Origin of the sequence: Humitalea rosea, from assembly GCF_003253705.1 — a bacterium.
GTDB classification, from domain to species: domain Bacteria; phylum Pseudomonadota; class Alphaproteobacteria; order Acetobacterales; family Acetobacteraceae; genus Humitalea; species Humitalea rosea.
Map to the genome: position 1 here is coordinate 81,534 of NZ_QKYU01000011.1, position 18,188 is coordinate 99,721.

The following is an 18,188-nucleotide window of genomic DNA, read 5'->3' on the forward strand; positions in this document are numbered from 1 at the left end:
GGGCGGATGCGCGAATGAGGGCTGTGTTGCTCAAGCGGCTTGTTGCTCCCCGGTCTGGCTGTTTCCCATGATTTCTGCGGCAAGGCTGTTGGGTTCGGCGCCCATGACGCGGACGCGGACCATCTGTCCGATGAGGCTTGCGGGCCCCGACAGATGGACGGGTTGCAGCCAGGGCGAACGTGCCGCGATCTGGCCGGGATAACGCGCGGTGCCGGTCACCAGCACATCGCAGACGCGGCCGACGCAACTCGCGTTGAACGCATCCTGCTGGCGGCGCAGCAGCGCCTGCAATTCCTGAAGCCGCGCCGCCCGTTCGGCCGGCGGCACCTGGCCGGGCTGGGCGGCGGCCGGGGTGCCCGGACGCTCGGAATAGGTGAAGGAATAGGCGATGGCGAAGCCGGTCTCGTCCACCAGCTTCATGGTGGCGCGGAAATCGGCCTCGGATTCGCCCGGATGCCCGACGATGAAATCGGAGGACAGCGCGATATCCGGCCGCGCCGCCTTCACCTTGTCCACGATGCGCCGAAAATCATCGGCGGTATGGCCGCGGTTCATCGCCCGCAGCACGCGGTCCGAGCCGGACTGCACCGGCAGATGCAGGAAGGGCATCAGCGCCGGCAGGTCGCGATGGGCGGCGATCAGGGCGTCATCCATGTCGCGCGGATGGCTGGTCATGTAGCGCAGCCGGGCGAGCCCCGGCACCTCGGCCAGCCGCGCCAGCAGCCGCGCCAGGCCCCAGACCGCCCCATCCGGCCCCTGGCCGTGATAGGCGTTCACATTCTGCCCGAGCAGCGCGATCTCCCGCGCCCCAACCGCGACCAGCCTCTCGGCCTCGGCCACCACGGCGGAGACCGGGCGGGAGACTTCGGCGCCCCGCGTATAGGGGACGACGCAGAAGGAGCAGAACTTGTCGCAGCCTTCCTGCACCGTGAGGAAGGCAACCGCCCCCTGCGCGCCCCGTGCCTGCGGCATGAGGTCGAACTTGGTCTCGGCCGGGAAGTCGGTGTTGATCTGCAGCCCGGCGGCGCGATGCGCACGGGCCACCATCTCCGGCAGGCGGTGATAGGATTGCGGCCCGACGACCATATCCACCCAAGGCGCGCGCGCGGCGATCTCCGCGCCCTCGGCCTGGGCGACGCAGCCGGCGACGGCGATGATGGTGGGCAGCCCCTCGGCGGCCCGCGCCGTCTTCATGTCGCGCAGCCGGCCCAGGTCGGAGAACACCTTCTCCGTCGCCCGTTCCCGGATATGGCAGGTGTTGAGCAGCACCATATCGGCGTTCTCGGGCGCATCGATGGGCGCGTAGCCGAGCGGGGCGAGCAGCTCCGTCATCCGTTCGCTGTCATAGACGTTCATCTGGCAGCCCCAGGTCTTCACATGAAGACGGCGCAGGGGGGGGCGGACCACGGCGGTGCCGGCGTCAACAGGTTCGATGGGGCCAGTGGCGGTCACTGAGAAAGGGTCATGGAGCGGGTCATCCCAAGCGGCCGCATCACGCGCGGCTCTTGAGGCAGATGCGGTGCACCTTGGCCCGGGTCAAGCGACGCCGGGGCAAGCGATTCGAGGGGGGTGAAGATTCGCCATGGCAGGCATCGGACCGGATAGGGGCCCGGCCGGTCAAGGAAAGAGACGCGCCAGAGGCGAATTGGGCCGAAATAGCACGGCGGTCCTCACTCGGCCGGCACCGGCACGCCGCCGGAGCCGACCCGCAGCGGCCGCGCCGGGCGGTTCTGGCGCAGCGCCGCCGCCCCTTCGGCCACCACGCCGCCGACCGCGGCGGTCAGCGCCTTGCGATCCGCGAATTCCGCGGGCTTCACGACCTCATGCAGCAGCACCGTCGCCCGCGCCCCGGGCCGCCGCGCCAGGCGCCAGAAATGGCTCGCGATATCCATGTCGCCGTACCAGGCGAAGAGCGGCCGGTCCCGGCGGCAGGCCGGCAGGCCGCCCAGCCGGTCATAGACCACCGACACTGGCTGCACCGCGCGGGCGGCATCGGCGATCGAGAGGAAGGAGGAACGGAAGGGCAGCACCCGCGTGCCGTCGCTGCTGGTGCCCTCGGGGAACAGGATCAGGCTGTCGCCCGCCTTCAGGCGATCGCGCATGCTGCCCGCCTCGGCCCCGGTGCGGCTGCGCTCGCGGCTGACGAAAACGCTGCGCCCGAGATGGGCGACCCAGCCGATCACCGGCCATTCGGCAACATCGCCCTTGGCGACGAAACAGCCCTCCAGCACCGAGCCCAGCACCAGCACATCGAGCCAGGAGGTATGGTTGGAGGCGAAGAGCACCGATCCGCCCGGCGCCGCCTCCCCCACCACCTGCACCCGCAGCCCGATCAGGCGGCAGAGGACGCGGTGGTAGGTGCGGGCGAAGGAGATCTTCGCGCGCCCCGGCAGCCGGATCAGCACGGCCTGGATCGGCAGCGCGATCAGGGTCCAGAGCGCCACGAACACCATCCGCCGCACCGCGCGGATCCGGCCGCCAAGCGGGCGCGGGTCCATCACATCGCGGAACAGGGAGCCGGGCAGCACCGGCTTGAACCGCAGCGGCCCCTTCCGCTGCGGGCGGCGGGGCAGGGCGGGTTCGGCGGCGTTGACGACGGCGTTCATGACAGAGGGGTTAGCGCCGTGACCGCGACGGGGCAATGAATGTGACGTTGCAGTCGCATGACGCCTGACCTCCCACCCGCCTTGCACGACGCGGCTTTTTCCGCCGCCTCCGGCGCTTTCGGGAAGGATGCAATTCCCGAACCCTCCGGCCGGCGCCCGCCGTCCCTCATTACACTGTCACCCATGATATATGGCAAGCTGGATGGCGTGCCGGACAGGCGAGGCGGTGGTCAGGATGCCTTGCCGGGCTCCAGCCCGGCCAGCGCCCGGCCCAGCGACTCGGCCAGCCCCTGGCTCGGCGTCGGCGCCGGGCGCGGCGGACGGGTTCGCGGATGGCGGGCAGCCGCTTCCTTCAACAGGCAGTCCAGACTGTCCAGCACCGGCACCGGGGCGGTCACCATCTCCGCCATGCCTGCGAGGCCGGCGCCGCCCAGCACCACCGCCCCTGCCCCCGCCTCCGCCGCGGCCTGCGCCTCGGCCGAGAGCAGCACGGCGGCGGCGGCGGGGTCGCGCGCGATCAGATCGCCGGTCGGCGGGATGCTGCGGATATCCACGACCTCCCGCCCCGCGCCGCGCAGGGCGCAGAATTCGCGCAGCATCGGCACCCAGGCGGCCCCGCCGGTCAGGAAGGCGATGCGCGGGGCCAGGCGCAGGGCAAGGGTCAGCGAAGCCTCCGCCATGCCGGTGACGGGTCCGGGGAAGATTTCGCGCACGGCCTCCAGCCCCGGATCACCGAAGCAGGCGATGGCCACGGCGTCGAACTGGCCGAAATGCTCGGCCACCGCCTCCAGCACCGCATGGGCCGCGATCGCGGCCGAGGCGCGGCTTGCGACATAACGGGCGCCGAAGCGCGCGGTCGCCGGCACCAGGGCGACCTCGGTATGGCCAAGCCCGTCCAGCACCACCCTGGCCCGCCGCGCGAGGGTGCGGGTGATCGCCGGGTCGGTGTTTCCGTTCAGAAGCAGCAGTCGCATCGGAGGGAGCCTGACTCAGCCGGGGCCGCGCCGGAAGCCCCCCCGATCAAGCCGCACGGGCAACCTTTCAGCTCTTTGGGCGTTGCGCTCCTCGAATGCCCGTCCCGGTCCAAGGAGATCATCCATGTCCATCCTGTCCCGCCGCAGCCTCGCGCCCTATCTCGCGATCATTCCCCTCGCCATCGCCGCGATGAAGCCGCAGAGCGCGGAAGCCGCGACCCGCAGCGAGATCGACCGCGAGGTCGCCTCCGCCGTCGCCACCCTGCACGGCATGGACAATGCCCGTCCGCTCTTCGCCCAGGCGCAGGCCGTGCTGGTCTTCCCGAAGATCCTGAGCGGGGGCTTCATCATCGGTGGCCAGTACGGCGAAGGCGCCCTTCTGCGCGGCAGCAATACCGAAGGCTACTACAACATCGCCGGCGCCAGCTTCGGGTTGCAGATCGGCGCACAGGTCGCCGGGCTGGCCATGTTCTTCATGACCAATGACGCGCTGGCCGCGCTGATGCGCGCCGATGGCTGGGAAATCGGCAGCGGCCCGTCCGTCGTCGTGCTGGATCGTGGCGTGCAGGCGAATGTCTCGGCGACGACGCTGCGCGAGCCGGTCTACGCGATCAGCTTCAGCCAGGAAGGGCTGATGGCCGCCTTGGCGCTGAACGGCACCAAGATCACCAAGATCACGCCCGCCGCATAGCCTTCGCCCCGGGCTTGGGGGCGAAGCGGTAGGGCGCCGCACTTTCCTCCAGCGGGTCCACCGCCAGCCGGTGTTCCAGCGGGGGGAAGGCGCGGCTGCGGCAGTCCTCCCGGTCGCAGAGCCGGCAGGACAGGCCGATGCCGACGACCGCCTTCTCCAGGTCCAGCCCATCGGCATAGACGACCTCGGCCGCGCGGCCGATGTCGCAGCCCATGGCGACGACATGGATCGGGGGCGGTTCGCCCCATTTGGCCGGCGCCCCCTGCACCGTGCGCGCGAAACACAGGAAGGTCGCGCCATCGGGCAGGGCCGCGAGCTGCACCCGCATCATCCCCGGCGTCGCGAAGGCGCCATGCACGATCCAGCGCGGACAGGACCCGCCGTAGCGCGCGAAGGGAAACCCCGCGGCCGAAAACCGCTTGCCGACATTCCCCGCCGGGTCCAGCCGCAGGAAGAAGAAGGGCAGCCCGCGCGCGCCCTCCCGTTGCAGCGTGGACAGCCGGTGGCAGGCCTGTTCGAAGGACACGCCGAAGCGCGCCGCCAAAGCCTCCATGTCATGCCGCAGCGCCCGCGCCTGCGCGAGATAGGGCGCATAGGGCAGCAGCAGCGCCCCCGCCGCATAGTTCAGCAGCCCGACCCGCAGCAGGGCGGCGGCCTCCGTGGTGCTCGGCGCGGCCTGGGCGATGATGCTCTCCACCGCCTCCCGCGCCTCCAGCAGCATCAGGTGGAAGGCCATCTGGAAGCCGCGGCTTTCGCGCGGCAGGCTGTCCGAGAGGTGCAGCCGGCGGGTCGCGGCATCGTAGCGGCGATGGGACTGCTCCATCGGCCCGACCTGCACCACGATCCCATGCTCGCCGCGCAGCCGGGCGGCGATGGCGTGGTTCATTTCGGAGGGTGCGGCACCCAGACGGGCGCCCACCCGCTCGGCCGCCTCCTCCAGGCTCGGGAAGTGGTTGGCGCGATCATGGAAGATGTCGCGCACCTCCTCGGTCGGCAGCAGCAGGCGGCGGCCGGTGGGCAGCGAGATGCCGCTCGCATCCTCCCGCGCCACGCGCCAGGCGCGGTAGAGCGCCAGCATCGCCCGCCCCGCATTGGGGGCTGAGCCGGCCAGGGTCTCGACCTCATCCTCCGGCACCGTCTCCAGCCCCAGCAGCGGATCGGCCAGGACCTCGCGCAGCCCGGCCTCCATCAGCCGTTCCTGATGCCCCGAGAGGGTGGCGAGATCGGCCCCCAAGGCCTCCGACAGCTTGATCAGCAAGGCGGCGGTGACGCCGCGCTGATCATGTTCGATGAGGTTGAGGTAGGACGCCGAAATGCCAAGCCGCACCGCCAGCGCCATCTGCGCCTCGCCGCGCTCGGTCCGGAGACGACGAATGGTGCGGCCGATCCTGGGGGCTGCCATACTTTACAACTTTCACGGATTGTCGAAGGGCCGCGTCAAAACCACCACGCGATTGCGGTGCGGGGCGCAGAATGAGGGCTGCATTTCGCGGCCGCAAGGTGAATTCTTCACACAGGCGACGGGGCAACCCGACGCGCATCGTTGAAGGAACCCAGCATGACCTACGCCCAATCCCCCACCCCCGACCGCTTCGACGGCATCCGCCGCGACTACACCCCGGCCGATGTCGCCAGGCTGTCCGGCTCCTTCCGTATCCGCCACACCCTGGCCGAGATGGGCGCCGCCCGGCTCTGGTCCCTCCTGAAGTCCGAGGAGTTCGTGAACACCCTCGGCGCCCTGACCGGCATGCAGGCGTTGCAGCAGGTCAAGGCCGGGCTGAAGGCGGTGTATCTCTCCGGCTGGCAGGTCGCGGCGGATGCCAATTCCGGCGGCCAGATGTATCCGGACCAGTCGCTCTACCCGGTGGATTCGGTGCCGAAGGTGGTGACCAGGATCAATGCCGCGCTGCGCCGCGCCGACCAGATCGCCGTGCAGGAAGGCAAGGGCGACCCGATCCACTACATGGCGCCGGTGATCGCCGATGCGGAGGCCGGTTTTGGTGGCGCGCTGAACGCCTATGAGCTGATGCGGGCGATGATCGAGGCCGGTGCCGCGGGCGTGCATTTCGAGGACCAGCTGGCTTCGGAGAAGAAGTGCGGCCATCTGGGCGGCAAGGTGCTGGTGCCGATCGGCCAGCATATCCGCACCCTGAACGCGGCGCGCCTCGCGGCCGATGTGGAGGGTATCGCGACGGTGCTGCTCTGCCGCACCGATGCGGAATCCGCACAGCTGCTGACCAGCGACATCGATGAGCGCGACCGTCCCTTCATCACCGGCGAACGCACCGCCGAGGGCTTTTTCCGCATCAAGCCGGGTGCGGGCAAGGCCTATGCGATCGCGCGCAGCCTCGCCTATGCGCCCTATGCCGACCTGCTCTGGTGGGAGACCTCGGAGCCCGATCTCGACGATGCCCGCGACTTCGCCGAGGCGATCCACCGCGAATTCCCCGGCAAGATGCTCGCCTACAACTGCAGCCCCTCCTTCAACTGGCAGCGCAAGATGGGCGTCGAGGCCGCCGCCCGCTTCCAGCGCGAGATCGGCGCCATGGGCTACAAGTTCCAGTTCGTGACCCTGGCCGGATTCCACAGCCTGAACCTGTCGATGTTCAAGCTGGCGCGCGGCTATGCCGAGCGCGGCATGGGCGCCTACAGCGAATTGCAGCAGGCCGAATTCGCCGCCGAGGCCGAGGGCTTCACCGCCGTGCGCCACCAGCGCGAGGTCGGCGTCGGCTACTTCGACGCCATCGCCTCGGCCGCCGCCGGTGGGCACAGCAGCACCACCGCCCTGGCCCATAGCACCGAGGCCCAGCAGTTCCATGACGAGACGCCGGCGACCATCCCGGTCGCGGCCGAATAAGGGGAGGCAGAGACATGAACACGCAGGATTTCGACGACGGCCTGGTCCATGGTCATCCCTGGATGAGCGAGCCGCCCCGCAGCGGGCAGATGCCGATCCGCCTCACACCTCCCACGACAGTGGAGGCCGATTATGATGACGGGCTGGTCCATGGCCATGGCTGGGCTTGCAGCGAGCGCGGCCAGCCGGCGGGCTGACGGGACGGGGGGGCGCCGGTCGCCCCCCTACCCCGCTAGCCCCGCCGCGATATTCACCGCCGCGGCCAGGATCACCGCGTTGAAGGCGAAGGCCACCAGCGAGTGCAGCAGCACCACCTTGCGGATCGCCGGGCTGTCGGTGGTCACATCGCTGACCTGGGCGGTCATGCCGATGGTGAAGGCGAAATACAGGAACTCGGAATACTCGGGCGTGCCGTCGCCGCCTGGAAAATCGATCCCGCCGTCGGAGCTCCAATACTCATGCGCATACTCATGCGCGAAGAGCATGTGCACGAAGAGCCAGGAGAGCAGGATCGTCGTGCCCGTCAGTATCGTATTCGCCGTGGTCGGCGGACCGCCCACCGCCGCGTCCCAGCCGACCCCGGCGACCGAGGCGACCGCGGCGGTCAGGGAGAGGGCAAAGACGGTCCATCGCCGCTCGGCCAGCACCTCCGCCCGGCGGCGCATGGTCTCCGCATCGGCGGCCCAAAGCCGGTGCAGCATCAAGGATGTGTAGATCACGACAAGCACGCACCAACCCGCCAGCACCGGCGCGACCCCACGCAGGCCGCCGCCGAACGCGGCGCCGCCCGCGACCATCCCGCCCCCCAGCGCCCAACCCAGAACGGGCCGGCGCAGGGCCATCATCCAGCCAAGGCGCGGGCGAAGACGGCGGGATCGACATTGCCGCCGCTGATGACCAGGCCGATGCGGCGGCCCCGGACCGGCACCTTGCCCGCCAGCACCGCGGCCAGCGCCACCGAGCCACCGGGTTCGGCGACGATCTTCAGATGCTCGAAGGCGAAGCGCATGGCGGCGAAGACCTCGGCCTCCGTCACCGAGACGCCACCCGCGAGGCGCGGCGCATTCACCGCGAAGGTGATCTCCCCCGGCCGGCGCGAGAGCAGCGCGTCGCAAAGCAGATCGCCCGTGCCATCATTGGCGATGCGGGTGCCGGCGCGCAGCGACTGGCCGTAATCATCCCAGCCCTCGGGTTCCACCGCCCAGACTTCGGTGCCGCTGCCCTCAAGCGCCAGCGCGACCCCGGCGACGAGCCCACCGCCGCCGGTGCAGACCAGCATGGCGTCGAGCGGGGCGCCCGCATCCTCCATCAGCTCCAGCGCCAGCGTGCCCTGGCCGGCGATGACATGCGGATGGTCGAAGGGCGGGATGACCGTCAGCCCGCGCTCCGCGCCGAGGCGCTCGGCCAGGGTCTCGCGATCGGTGGTCGCGCGGTCGAAGGGCAGGATCTCCGCCCCCCAGGCGCGCGTGGCCGCGACCTTGATCCGCGGCGCATCCGCCGGCATCGCGATCAGCGCCGGAATGCCGAGGGCGGCTGCGGCGCAGGCGATCGCCTGGCCGTGGTTGCCGGAGGAATGCGTCACCACGCCGCGCCCGCCCGGTGCCAGTTGCAGCAAGGCATTGGTGGCGCCGCGGAACTTGAAGGAGCCGGTGCGCTGCAAGGGCTCGGGCTTGACGAAGATCTCCCCGCCCGTGACCCGGTCCAGCGCCGCGTGGCGCAGCATCGGCGTGCGGATGACGCGGCCCGCGAGGCGGATCGCGGCCGCGCGCACATCGGCATGGGTCGGAAGCGCGCTCATCCGCGGAACCGCATCGGATCGACCATGGGCACGATGTGCTTCAGATCCTCCGGCACCGCGCCCAGCACCAGCCCGGCCAGCAGCCGCCCGGCCGCGGGCGCCGTCTGGATGCCATAGCCGCCCTGCCCCACCGCCCAGAAGAAGCCCCGGTGGTCGGTGTCCTCGCCGAGCACGAAGGAGCGGTCCGGCGCGAAGGTGCGCAGGCCGGCCCAGGAATGCTCGACCCGCCGGACCTCGATGTTGAAGGCCTGCTGGAAGCGATCGACGGTGATGGCGATGTCCAGCTCATCCGGCTGGGCGTCGGTGGGCTCGGAATCGGTCTCGTCGGCGGGGCTGACCATCAGCTTCCGCCGCGCTTCCGGCCGCGCGTACCAGGTGTGCGCGACATCGCCGAGCAGCGGCCACTCCGCCACATCATGCCCACCGGGGTCGAGCACGATGGCGGTGCGGCGCTTCGGCTGCAGGCCGAGGGGACGCAGGCCGGCGAGGGTCGCGATCTCATCGCCCCAGGCGCCGGCGGCGTTGATGAGGATGGGCGCGCCCAGGGTCTCGCCCTGGCTGGTCTCGACCCGCCACATCTCGCCCTGCTTCCAGATGCGCCCGGCGCGGGCGCGCAGCGCGATCTCGCCCTTATTCGCCCGCACCATGCGGAGAAAGCCCTGGTGCAAGGCGGCGACATCCATGTCGAAGGATTCAGGCTCGATGGCGGCGGCCACGGCGTAATCGGGGCGCAGGCCAGGGGCCATGGCGACCACATCCGCGACGCTGATCTCCTGGATCGTGCCTTCGCTGGCGGCGATCTTCAACGCCAGCTCGGCTTCCTCTCCCGGCGGGGCCAGATGGACCACCGCGCGGCGCTGCATCAGCGGCACCTCGGCGAAGCCCTCGGGTGGGGCCTCGAAGAAGCCGCGGCTGGCGCCGGTCATGGCGCGCACATCGGGGGGGCCGTAGTTCAGCATCCAGATGGCGGCGGAGCGGCCGGTGGTGTGATAGCCGGCGGTCTCCTCCTGCTCCACGATGGCGACCCGCAGGTCCCCCGCGAGCTGTGCTGCGACAGTGGCGCCGGCCATGCCGGCACCCACGATGATTACGTCAAAGCGATGAGAGTCCATGCCGTAGTGTCGCGTTGCCCGAGGCCGGCGACAAGGCGCCCGCCGCGTTTCCGTCAGGCCATGTGATGGCCAAGCTGGGCCAGCACGCTCCGCCCCTCGCCCAGGTGCTCATCCAGTGTGATGACCATGCCTATTTGCTCGCCAAAGCGTTGCAGGGATTTCTGCCCCTCAAGCGGCAAGGGGATGGCCTGCTCGTCGCAGAAGGCGATCAGCGCCTGCATCAATTCTTCACCATCCAGCGAGACCCGGATCAACTCGGCGCAGCCCTCCCCGCGCGGCAGGGCGCGGCTGGGGTCGATCACCAGACAGAAGCCGGGGCCGCGCGTGCGCGTGGCGGCTTCGACGAAGCACTCCACGACATCGCCCTGGGGCAGGTTGCGTCGGGTGCGTCGGGCGTGGTCCAGCAGCGCACGGGCGGCTTCCGCGGGGCGGAACAGAATCTGCCGGATTTCCGAGGGCATGGCGCCAATCCTCCTTCAGTAAAACGAGGATGGCCGCTTTCCGGTTGCCAAAACGTGAACAGGCTCAGCGCCGCCGGAAACGCTCCACGGCCGCCACCAGCGCCATGCGGATGCCCGGTTCCAGCGCCGAATGCCCGGCATCGGGGATGATCGTCAGCCGCGCCCGCGGCCAGGCGGCGGCGAGGTCGAAGGCGGTCTCGGCCGGGCAGATCATGTCGTAGCGGCCCTGGATGATCTCGGCCTGGATGTGGCTGACCGACTCCATATGCGCGAGCAGCCCGCCTTCGGGCAGGAACAGCATATTGGCGAAGTAATGCGCCTCGATCCGCGCGAGGCCGAGCGCGGTGCGGTCCTGCGCGAAGGTCGCGACCGTGTCCGGCGAGGGCAGCAAGGTGGAGCAGGAGCCCTCATAGGCGCTCCAGGACCGCGCCGCGGGCAAATGCACGGAGGGATCGGGATCGGTCAGCCGGGTCAGATAGGCGGTGAGCAGGTCGCCCCGCTCCGCCTCCGGCACATGTTCGGCGAAGGCGGCCCAGGCATCGGGGAAGACCCGGCGCAGCCCGTAGAGGAACCATTCCACCTCGGCCGGCCGGCCGAGGAAGACGCCCCGCAGCACCGCCCCCATCACCCGGTCCGGATGCGCCTGGGCATAGGCCAGCGCCAGGGTCGAGCCCCAGGAGCCGCCGAACAGCAGCCATTGATCGACGCCGAGGAAGCGGCGCAGCACCTCGATATCGGCGACCAGATGCGGCGTGGTGTTCTCGCGCAGATCGCCGAGCGGGCGCGAGCGGCCGGCGCCGCGCTGGTCGAAGATGACGACGCGATAGGTCTGCGGGTCGAAGAAGCGGCGATGCACCGCCCCCGCCCCCGCCCCGGGCCCGCCATGCAGGAACAGCACCGGCTGGCCGCGCGGATTGCCCACCTGCTCCCAATACATGACGTGACCGCCGCTGAGCGGCAGCAGGCCCGTCTCATAGGGGGCGATATCGGGGAACAGGTCACCACGCGGCATGGTGACAGCTTCGCAAGCCGCGCGGGGTCGTGCAACCTTGCCGAAGTGATCCTATCTTGGATCGGTCATGGCGCTCCCTCCCCCCTCCCAGGCCGGCACTCGGCAGAACCAGTCCAGCCTGGTCAAATGCGGCGTCTGCGGCACCGAAAGCCGGCAGCCGGTCTTCCGCGCGCAGCCGCCCGAACAGGCCCCGGACCTGGACCTGCGACCCGGCGAGCCCGTGCGCGGCACCATGCGGCGCTGGCTGCAGGAATGCCCGAACTGCGGCTATGCCGCCCCGGACCTCGCGCAGGCGCATCCGGCGGTGCCGATGGTGATCGCCGCCGCCCCCTTCCGCGCGCTGCGCGCCGATGGCGGCACCCCGCCGCTCGCCCGGCGGTTCCTCTCCTGGGCGCATGTGCTGGAGGAGACCGGCGCGCTGCATGCCGCCGCCGAGGCGACGCTGCATGCCGCCTGGGTCGCCGACGACCTCGGCCATGACGAGCTGGCACGGCAATGGCGGCTGGATGCGGTGGCGCTGTGGCGCGGCGGGCCGCCGATGGAGACCGAGCAGAAGGTGCGCAGCCTGGACGCGCTGCGCCGCGCCGGCGTCTGGGACGATGCCGCCGCCACCGCCGCCGCGATGGCCGAGGAAGGGATCACCGGCCCGGTCGCGCAGGTGATCGCGCTGGAGGCCCGGCTGATCGCCGGCTTCGACGCCGGCCGCCACACCGTCGCCAGCGCCCTGCCGCCGCCCGCCCGTCGCCCGCATGTGACCCACGGCAAGACCCGGCGTGGGCTCGGCGACGGCGCCTTCGGCTGGCTGCGGCGGCTGTTCCGGCGGTAGCCAGGCTACAGCGGCCGGCAGGCCTCCAGCAGCCAGTCCCGCACAGCGCCCTCCAGCAGCGGCGCGACCTCGGCCGCCACGCGGGCGTGGTAGGCATCGACCCAGGCGCGTTCCGCCTCGGTCAGCATCCCGACCTCGATCAGCGCGCGGTCGTAGGGGGCGAGGGTCAGCGTCTCGAAGGCCAGGAACCGCGGCGTGGCGGGGGCGACGAGGAGCAGGTTCTCGATGCGGATGCCGTAGTGGCCGGGGACGTAGAAGCCCGGCTCATCCGACAGGATCATCCCCGGCTCCAGCGGCACGATCCGCGCGGCGCGGCTGAAGGCCGCCGGCCCCTCATGCACCGACAGGAACGAGCCGACGCCATGGCCGGTGCCGTGGTCGTAATCGAGCCCCGCATCCCAGAGCGGCCGCCGGGCGATCGCATCCAGATGCGGCCCCGCGACACCTTTGGGAAAGTTCAGGCTGGCGAGCGCGACATGGCCGCGCAGCACCCGCGTCGCATGGTCGCGCACCCCGGCGGGCGCCGGGCCGGGGCCGGTCCACAGCGTACGGGTCACATCCGTGGTGCCATCGCGATACTGCCCGCCCGAGTCGAGCAGGAAGACCTCCCCCGGGTGGATCGCCCGGTTGGTCTCCGGCGTCGCGCGGTAGTGGATGACGGCGCCATGCTCGCCGGCGCCCGCGATGGCGGGGAAGGATTCGGCGACGAACAGCGCCTCCTTGCCGCGTTCCTCCAACAGCCGGGCGGCGGCGGACATCTCGGTCTGCCCGCCGCCCGGGGCGGCGCCGGCGAACCAATGCAGGAAGCGCGCGAGGGCGGCGGCGTCGCGGTGATGCGCGCTGCGGCTGCCCGCCTGCTCGACCGTGTTCTTGATGGCGCGCGGCAGGCGGCAGGGGTCCTCGCCCGCGACCACCTGCGCCCCGGCGGCGCGCAGCCGGGCGGCGAACCAGGCGGGGGTGGTGTCGGCATCGACGCGCACGCTCTGCCCCGCCAGCGCATCCAACGCCGCGCCAAGCTCCGACCGTGGCGCGACCGAGACGGCATTGCCCAGATGGGCGGCCGTCTCCGCGCCGATCCGCGCGGGGTCGAGGAACAGCGTCACCGAGGCATCGTCGCGCAGCAGCGCGAAGCCCAGCGCCAGCGGGGTATGGGGCAGGTCCCGGCCACGGATGTTCAGCAGCCACGCCACCGAATGCGGATCGGCCAGCACCACCGCGGCCTGCCCGGCGGCGCGCAGCACGCGGGCCGCCTCCTCGCGCTTGGCCGCGGCCTCCCGGCCGGCGAAGCGGATCGGATGCACCTCGACCGCGGCAGCCGGCGAGGCGGGGCGATCGACCCAGGCGAGGTCGAGCGGATTGGGTGAAAGCGGCACCAGCACCGCGCCCGAGCCTCTGAAGCGCGTCAAAGCCGCTTCAGGATGCAGCCAGGGATCGTAGCCGATCCGCAGGCCGGTGGCATGGGCACGGAGCCAGTCCTGGGGCGGCGCCTCGGTCAGATGCTGCCGCTCCCACAGCACCGGATCGGTCTCGGCGGCAACCTGGGTGGTGTAGCGGCCATCCGTGAAGATCACGGCGGCATCGGCCAGCACGATGGCGATGCCGGCCGAGCCGGTGAAGCCGGTCAGCCATGCAAGCCGGTCGCCTGACGCGGGGACGTATTCCCCGAGATACTCATCCGATCGGGGGATCAGCAGGCCCTCGACCCCCGCCTCCACGAGCCTGGTGCGAAGGGCGGCGAGACGGTCTGCGGCATGTGTCATCCAGCCACCATAGACGGGGCGGGTCCGGGCCGAAATCGGGGCGGCCAGTTACAGACCGTTGATGAACGCATCATTCCACAGGCATTCATGCGGTTCACGCATGTCTCCCTGAACCCCTTGGCGCTACAAGAACCTTTGCCCCTCGCTATGTTCCCGTCAGCGAACAAACAGCGGCCACATCGGCTGCGACGCAGGAAAACAGGATTACTTTCATGGACGCCCGCACCACCCAGACCGACATCGCCGGCATGGCCACGATTGCCCGCCCGCGCGACGCGGTCGTGGCGCAGGACATTCAGCTGGCCGCCGCCCGTGCCCGGGACGAAGCCGTCAGCCGTGGCATCACCGAAGCCTTCACCTCCGTCGGCCACGCGCTCCGCGCCCTGACGACGATGATGGCCTCGATCGGCGCACGTGCCCGCGCCGAGCGCGAATTGCGTGGCCTGACCGACCGCGAACTGGCCGACATCGGCCTGACCCGTGGCGACATCCCCGCCGTGCTCGCCAATGATGTCGCCCCTGCCGCCCGCCCCGGCGCCGATCGCGCCCCCATGGGCAACTTCGCCCGCGCGGCCTGAACCCGTCGCCTCCCGCCGCAGGGCGGGGGGATGACGTCACGGCGAAGAGATCCTCGCCGTCGCCTGCCCATCGCGGCCTTTTGCCCCCCCAGGCGCCGCGATGGGCGGGACTTCTTCCGAAGCGCCGTTAACCCTTCGTTCGGAACTTCCCTAACACTCTGCTAAGACCCCTGCGTCCGGGACGACCGGATGGCCAGGATGGCCAGGCCTGTTCGCCTTGCCGGCCTGGGGTCCGTCATGTCCGACGATCAGCATCTTGCAGCACTGCTCGGCCTCTCGGCCGCCGCCTTCAACGGCGGTGACGGGCGGCCCATGATGATCAGCGTCGCCTTCGCGCCCGACGGGTTTTCCCCCGCCCAGCAGGCCTCGGCCCGCGCGGCGCTGGCGGCCTGGGCCGGCCCCACCGGGTTATCGGTGCAGGACGTGCCCGATCCCGCCGGGGCCGATCTCGTGTTCCGCCTTGGCGCGCTGGACGGTCCCTGGACCACCGGCACCACCGCCTATCTCGACGACCGTACCGAGATCACCCTCTCCCGCAGCATCTACGGCGGGGACAGCCTCGCCCCCGGCCGCCGTGGTTTCGAGACGCTGCTGCATGAAATCGGCCATGCCCTCGGCCTCGGCCACCCCTTCGAGGGTCCAGGCGCCTTTCCGGCCACCCGGGATGACAGCGTCATGGCCTATGACCGCGGGCTCCTCGGCATCGCCAGCGCACCGCGCCCGCTGGACGTCGCGGCGGCCATCACCCTGTGGGGCACCGCGGCCGATGCGGCGGCGGGGCCGCTGCGCTGGTGGGATGGCAGCGTGATCCACCACCAGGGCGAGGGGCTGCTGCGCGGCACCGCCTGGCAGGATGCCATCCTCGGCGGCCCCGGCGACGACATCCTGGAGGGGCGCGGCGGCAGCGACTGGCTGGCCCCGGGCGCCGGCGCGGATCGCGTCGATGGCGGCAGTGGCCACGACACGCTGCGGCTGGAGGTTTTGGCGCGCGACCTGGTGCTCGACCTGCGCCCCGATCCCTCCGGCGGCTGGGCGGGAACGGCCGGGCCGGTCCGCTTCGCCTCGATCGAGGCCATCGACCTGCCGGATGGCCGCCTCGCGCTCTCGGCGGCGGACCCGGTGGCGCTGGCCGCGCGTATCCTCTTGGGCCTGCCTCCCCACGGCACTGAGGCGCTGGGCGAAACCGCCTTCGCGCTGCTGCGCGGGGCGGTCCCCCCTGTCCTGGCCGATCTCGCCACCCTCGATATCGACGCGCTCTACGCGACGCTGCTGCATCGCGCGCCGGAGCCGGGCGCCCTCGACTACTGGACCCAACGCGCCCTGGCCGATGGCGCCGGCGCCACGCTCGCCGCCATCGCCGCCAGCGAGGAGGCCATCGCCGCCAATCCTGTGACGCAGCTTTGGGCGGCGCGGCCCGAGGCACTCGGGATCGACCGGCTCTACCAGACAGCGTTCGGCCGCCGCGCCGAGGCGGAAGGGCTGGAGTTCTGGGCCACGGCGGCGGCGGACCGGCTGACGGTGGCCGAGGGCCTCGCCGCCAGCGCCGAATTCGCACCCGTGGCGCAGGCGGGGTTGCTGGCGGCCCTCTACGACCACGCCTTCGGCCGCGCGCCCGATACGGCGGGGCTGGCCTTCTGGCAGGGGGCGCTGGATGCGGGGGCGATCACCGGCGCGGGGGTGATCGAGGCCCTCGCCGGCAGCGCCGAACGCGCGGCGCATTGGGATGCGATCATCGCCTGACCTGCCCCTGCTGACCTGCCCCTGGTGACCTGCCCCTGGTGACTTGTCCCTGGTCGCTTGCCCCTGGTCGCTTGCCCCTGGGCGCGTCCCCCCGCACCCTCGCCGCAAAACAGGGGGGAGCGGCGCATGATCGGGGTCGATTGGGGCACCACCAATTTCCGCGCCTGGTGGCTCGGGCCGGATGGCGGCATCCGCGACCACCTCGCCTCGGGCGACGGGCTGCTGAGCACGCCCGCCGATGGCTTCGCCGCCACCCTCGCGCGCAACATCGGCCCCTGGCTGGCGCAGGGCGAGACCCGCATCCTGCTCTGCGGCATGGTCGGCAGCCGGCAGGGCTGGCGCGAGGCGCCCTACCTCGGCTGCCCCGCCGACGCCGCCGCCATCGCCGCCGCCAGCATCGCCGTGGAGTTCCCCGGCGCGGAGGCGCGGATCATCCCCGGCCTCACCACGCGGGACGCCGATGGCTGCCCCGATGTGGCGCGCGGGGAGGAGACCAAGGCGGTGTCGCTGCTGGCCCGCCTCGGCCTGGGGCGGGCGGTGCTGGTGCTGCCGGGCACGCATTGCAAATGGATCGGCATCGAGGCCGGGCGGATCACCGGCTTCACCAGCCACATGACCGGCGAGGTTTTTGCTACCCTCGCGCGGCACAGCATTTTGGGCCGCACACTTGAGGAGGGGGCGGCGCATGATGCGGCCGCCTTCGCCCGCGGCGTGGTGCGGGCGCGGCAGGCGGGCGGCGTGCTGCATCATCTGTTCGGCGTGCGGGCCATGGCGCTGGTGGATGGGCTGGACCCCGCCGCCTCGGCCAGCTTCCTCTCGGGCCTGCTGATCGGGCATGAGATCCTGGCCGCGATGCCCGCGACGCGTGCGCCGCTGCATGTGCTGACGGAGAGCATGCTCGGCGCCCGCTATGCCGAGGCCTTCGATGCGCTCGGCATTCCCCACACCGTCGAATCCGGCGATGTGACGCCGGGCGGGCTGGTCGCGCTGTCCCGCCTGATCTGGACCACGGAGGAGGCCCCATGACCCTGCACGACTGGCTGTCCCGCTGCCCCCTCGTCGCCATCCTGCGCGGCCTCACCCCCGAGGAGGCGCTGCCGGTGGGCGGGGCTTTGGTCGAGGCGGGGTTTGCCGTGATCGAGGTGCCGCTGAATTCGCCCGACCCCATCGAGAGCATCCGCCGTCTCGCCGCGGCCTTCGGCGATCGCGCCCTGATCGGCGCGGGGACGGTGCTGGATCCGGCGGATGTCGCGCGGATCGCCGCGGCGGGCGGGCGGCTGATCGTGACCCCCCATGCCGCGGTCGATGTGGTGCGCGCGGCCAAGGCGGCGGGGCTGATCGCCCTGCCCGGCTGCTTCACGCCCACCGAGGCCTTCGCGCTGCTCGCGGCCGGCGCCGATGGGCTGAAGCTGTTCCCGGCGGAGGCCGCCTCGCCCGCCGTGATGCGCGCCATGCGGGCGGTGCTGCCGCCGGGCACCGCGATGCTGCCGGTCGGCGGCATCGGCGCGGGCAACCTCGCCGCCTGGGCCGAGGCGGGGGCGGCGGGCTTCGGGATCGGCTCCTCGCTCTATCGCCCCGGGGATGCGGCGGTCGTGGTGGCGGAACGGGCACGGGCGCTGATCGCCGCCTGCCCCGCCCGAAGCGCTTGAACGGAAACGCTTGAACGGAAACGCTTGAACGGAAACGCTTGAACGGAACGCTTGAACGCTGGGGCCGGGCGGTGCAGATGCGGAGGGACGGCCGCGGCGCGTGAATGACCGTGGCGAAAGTTTG

Annotated in this window: 18 protein-coding genes; 8 read left to right on the plus strand and 10 right to left on the minus strand. The window is 71.4% G+C overall.

The features are described 5' to 3' along the window. Positions 1 to 30 precede the first annotated feature (30 nt). The 3 genes from miaB to C8P66_RS11070 all read right to left on the minus strand — a co-directional run bounded on the left by miaB (position 31) and on the right by C8P66_RS11070 (position 3,580). On the minus strand, positions 31 to 1,452 hold the full coding sequence (miaB, locus tag C8P66_RS11060; protein ID WP_408882059.1) for a tRNA (N6-isopentenyl adenosine(37)-C2)-methylthiotransferase MiaB: 1,422 nt from the start codon (positions 1,450 to 1,452) through the stop codon (positions 31 to 33). A 218-nt stretch (positions 1,453 to 1,670) separates the two neighbouring features. Then, entirely contained in the window at positions 1,671 to 2,606 is a 936-nt protein-coding gene (locus C8P66_RS11065) for a lysophospholipid acyltransferase family protein (protein ID WP_111398323.1), read from the minus strand. A gap of 230 nt (positions 2,607 to 2,836) precedes the next feature. After that, complete coding sequence (locus tag C8P66_RS11070) at positions 2,837 to 3,580, minus strand: aspartate/glutamate racemase family protein (protein ID WP_111398324.1); 744 nt, start codon at positions 3,578 to 3,580, stop codon at positions 2,837 to 2,839. A gap of 124 nt (positions 3,581 to 3,704) precedes the next feature. On the opposite strand from C8P66_RS11070, the gene C8P66_RS11075 reads away from it, so the two are divergent. After that, complete coding sequence (locus tag C8P66_RS11075; RefSeq protein ID WP_111398325.1) at positions 3,705 to 4,271, plus strand: lipid-binding SYLF domain-containing protein; 567 nt, start codon at positions 3,705 to 3,707, stop codon at positions 4,269 to 4,271. On the opposite strand, the gene C8P66_RS11080 is transcribed toward C8P66_RS11075, so the two are convergent. Beyond that, a complete protein-coding gene (locus C8P66_RS11080) occupies positions 4,255 to 5,673 on the minus strand; it encodes a helix-turn-helix domain-containing protein (RefSeq protein WP_111398326.1) in 1,419 nt (472 codons plus the stop codon). The two genes, C8P66_RS11075 and C8P66_RS11080, sit on opposite strands and share 17 nt — an antisense overlap. Before the next feature lie 156 nt (positions 5,674 to 5,829). Between C8P66_RS11080 and aceA the strand changes: the two genes are divergently transcribed. Further along, complete coding sequence (gene aceA / locus C8P66_RS11085; RefSeq protein WP_111398327.1) at positions 5,830 to 7,128, plus strand: isocitrate lyase; 1,299 nt, start codon at positions 5,830 to 5,832, stop codon at positions 7,126 to 7,128. Between the two features lie 14 nt (positions 7,129 to 7,142). Next, entirely contained in the window at positions 7,143 to 7,325 is a 183-nt protein-coding gene (locus C8P66_RS11090) for a hypothetical protein (RefSeq protein ID WP_111398328.1), read from the plus strand. Positions 7,326 to 7,352: 27 nt separating this feature from the next. Here the strand turns inward: C8P66_RS11090 and C8P66_RS11095 are convergent, their stop codons facing one another. The 5 genes from C8P66_RS11095 to pip all read right to left on the minus strand — a co-directional run bounded on the left by C8P66_RS11095 (position 7,353) and on the right by pip (position 11,511). After that, entirely contained in the window at positions 7,353 to 7,973 is a 621-nt protein-coding gene (locus C8P66_RS11095; protein WP_111398329.1) for a DUF1345 domain-containing protein, read from the minus strand. Beyond that, positions 7,970 to 8,926, minus strand: coding sequence for a threonine ammonia-lyase (locus tag C8P66_RS11100; RefSeq protein WP_111398330.1), 957 nt, complete (start codon positions 8,924 to 8,926; stop codon positions 7,970 to 7,972). The genes C8P66_RS11095 and C8P66_RS11100 overlap by 4 nt, the downstream gene beginning before the upstream one ends. Further along, positions 8,923 to 10,038 carry an NAD(P)/FAD-dependent oxidoreductase gene (locus tag C8P66_RS11105; RefSeq protein ID WP_111398331.1) on the minus strand — a complete coding sequence of 372 codons (1,116 nt, stop codon included), beginning with the start codon at positions 10,036 to 10,038 and terminating at the stop codon, positions 8,923 to 8,925. The genes C8P66_RS11100 and C8P66_RS11105 overlap by 4 nt, the downstream gene beginning before the upstream one ends. 53 nt (positions 10,039 to 10,091) lie before the next feature. Beyond that, positions 10,092 to 10,499 carry a hypothetical protein gene (locus tag C8P66_RS11110; RefSeq protein WP_111398332.1) on the minus strand — a complete coding sequence of 136 codons (408 nt, stop codon included), beginning with the start codon at positions 10,497 to 10,499 and terminating at the stop codon, positions 10,092 to 10,094. A 64-nt stretch (positions 10,500 to 10,563) separates the two neighbouring features. Further along, positions 10,564 to 11,511 (minus strand): prolyl aminopeptidase, encoded by a 948-nt coding sequence (gene pip / locus C8P66_RS11115; RefSeq protein ID WP_111398333.1) that lies wholly within the window; start codon positions 11,509 to 11,511, stop codon positions 10,564 to 10,566. Positions 11,512 to 11,578: 67 nt separating this feature from the next. Here pip and C8P66_RS11120 point away from each other — a divergent pair, with 67 nt between their 5' ends. Next, positions 11,579 to 12,337 (plus strand): hypothetical protein, encoded by a 759-nt coding sequence (locus tag C8P66_RS11120; protein WP_111398334.1) that lies wholly within the window; start codon positions 11,579 to 11,581, stop codon positions 12,335 to 12,337. Positions 12,338 to 12,342: 5 nt separating this feature from the next. Here the strand turns inward: C8P66_RS11120 and C8P66_RS11125 are convergent, their stop codons facing one another. Beyond that, entirely contained in the window at positions 12,343 to 14,097 is a 1,755-nt protein-coding gene (locus tag C8P66_RS11125) for an aminopeptidase P family protein (RefSeq protein WP_111398335.1), read from the minus strand. Between the two features lie 212 nt (positions 14,098 to 14,309). On the opposite strand from C8P66_RS11125, the gene C8P66_RS11130 reads away from it, so the two are divergent. The 4 genes from C8P66_RS11130 to C8P66_RS11145 all read left to right on the plus strand — a co-directional run bounded on the left by C8P66_RS11130 (position 14,310) and on the right by C8P66_RS11145 (position 18,064). After that, positions 14,310 to 14,675 carry a DUF1127 domain-containing protein gene (locus tag C8P66_RS11130; RefSeq protein WP_211314114.1) on the plus strand — a complete coding sequence of 122 codons (366 nt, stop codon included), beginning with the start codon at positions 14,310 to 14,312 and terminating at the stop codon, positions 14,673 to 14,675. Positions 14,676 to 14,912: 237 nt separating this feature from the next. Continuing rightward, positions 14,913 to 16,415: a DUF4214 domain-containing protein gene (locus C8P66_RS11135; protein WP_146422818.1), complete on the plus strand. Its 1,503-nt coding sequence runs from the start codon at positions 14,913 to 14,915 to the stop codon at positions 16,413 to 16,415. Between the two features lie 126 nt (positions 16,416 to 16,541). Further along, on the plus strand, positions 16,542 to 17,441 hold the full coding sequence (locus C8P66_RS11140) for a 2-dehydro-3-deoxygalactonokinase (protein ID WP_111398337.1): 900 nt from the start codon (positions 16,542 to 16,544) through the stop codon (positions 17,439 to 17,441). Beyond that, entirely contained in the window at positions 17,438 to 18,064 is a 627-nt protein-coding gene (locus tag C8P66_RS11145) for a 2-dehydro-3-deoxy-6-phosphogalactonate aldolase (RefSeq protein ID WP_111398338.1), read from the plus strand. The genes C8P66_RS11140 and C8P66_RS11145 overlap by 4 nt, the downstream gene beginning before the upstream one ends. Positions 18,065 to 18,188: the final 124 nt, after the last annotated feature.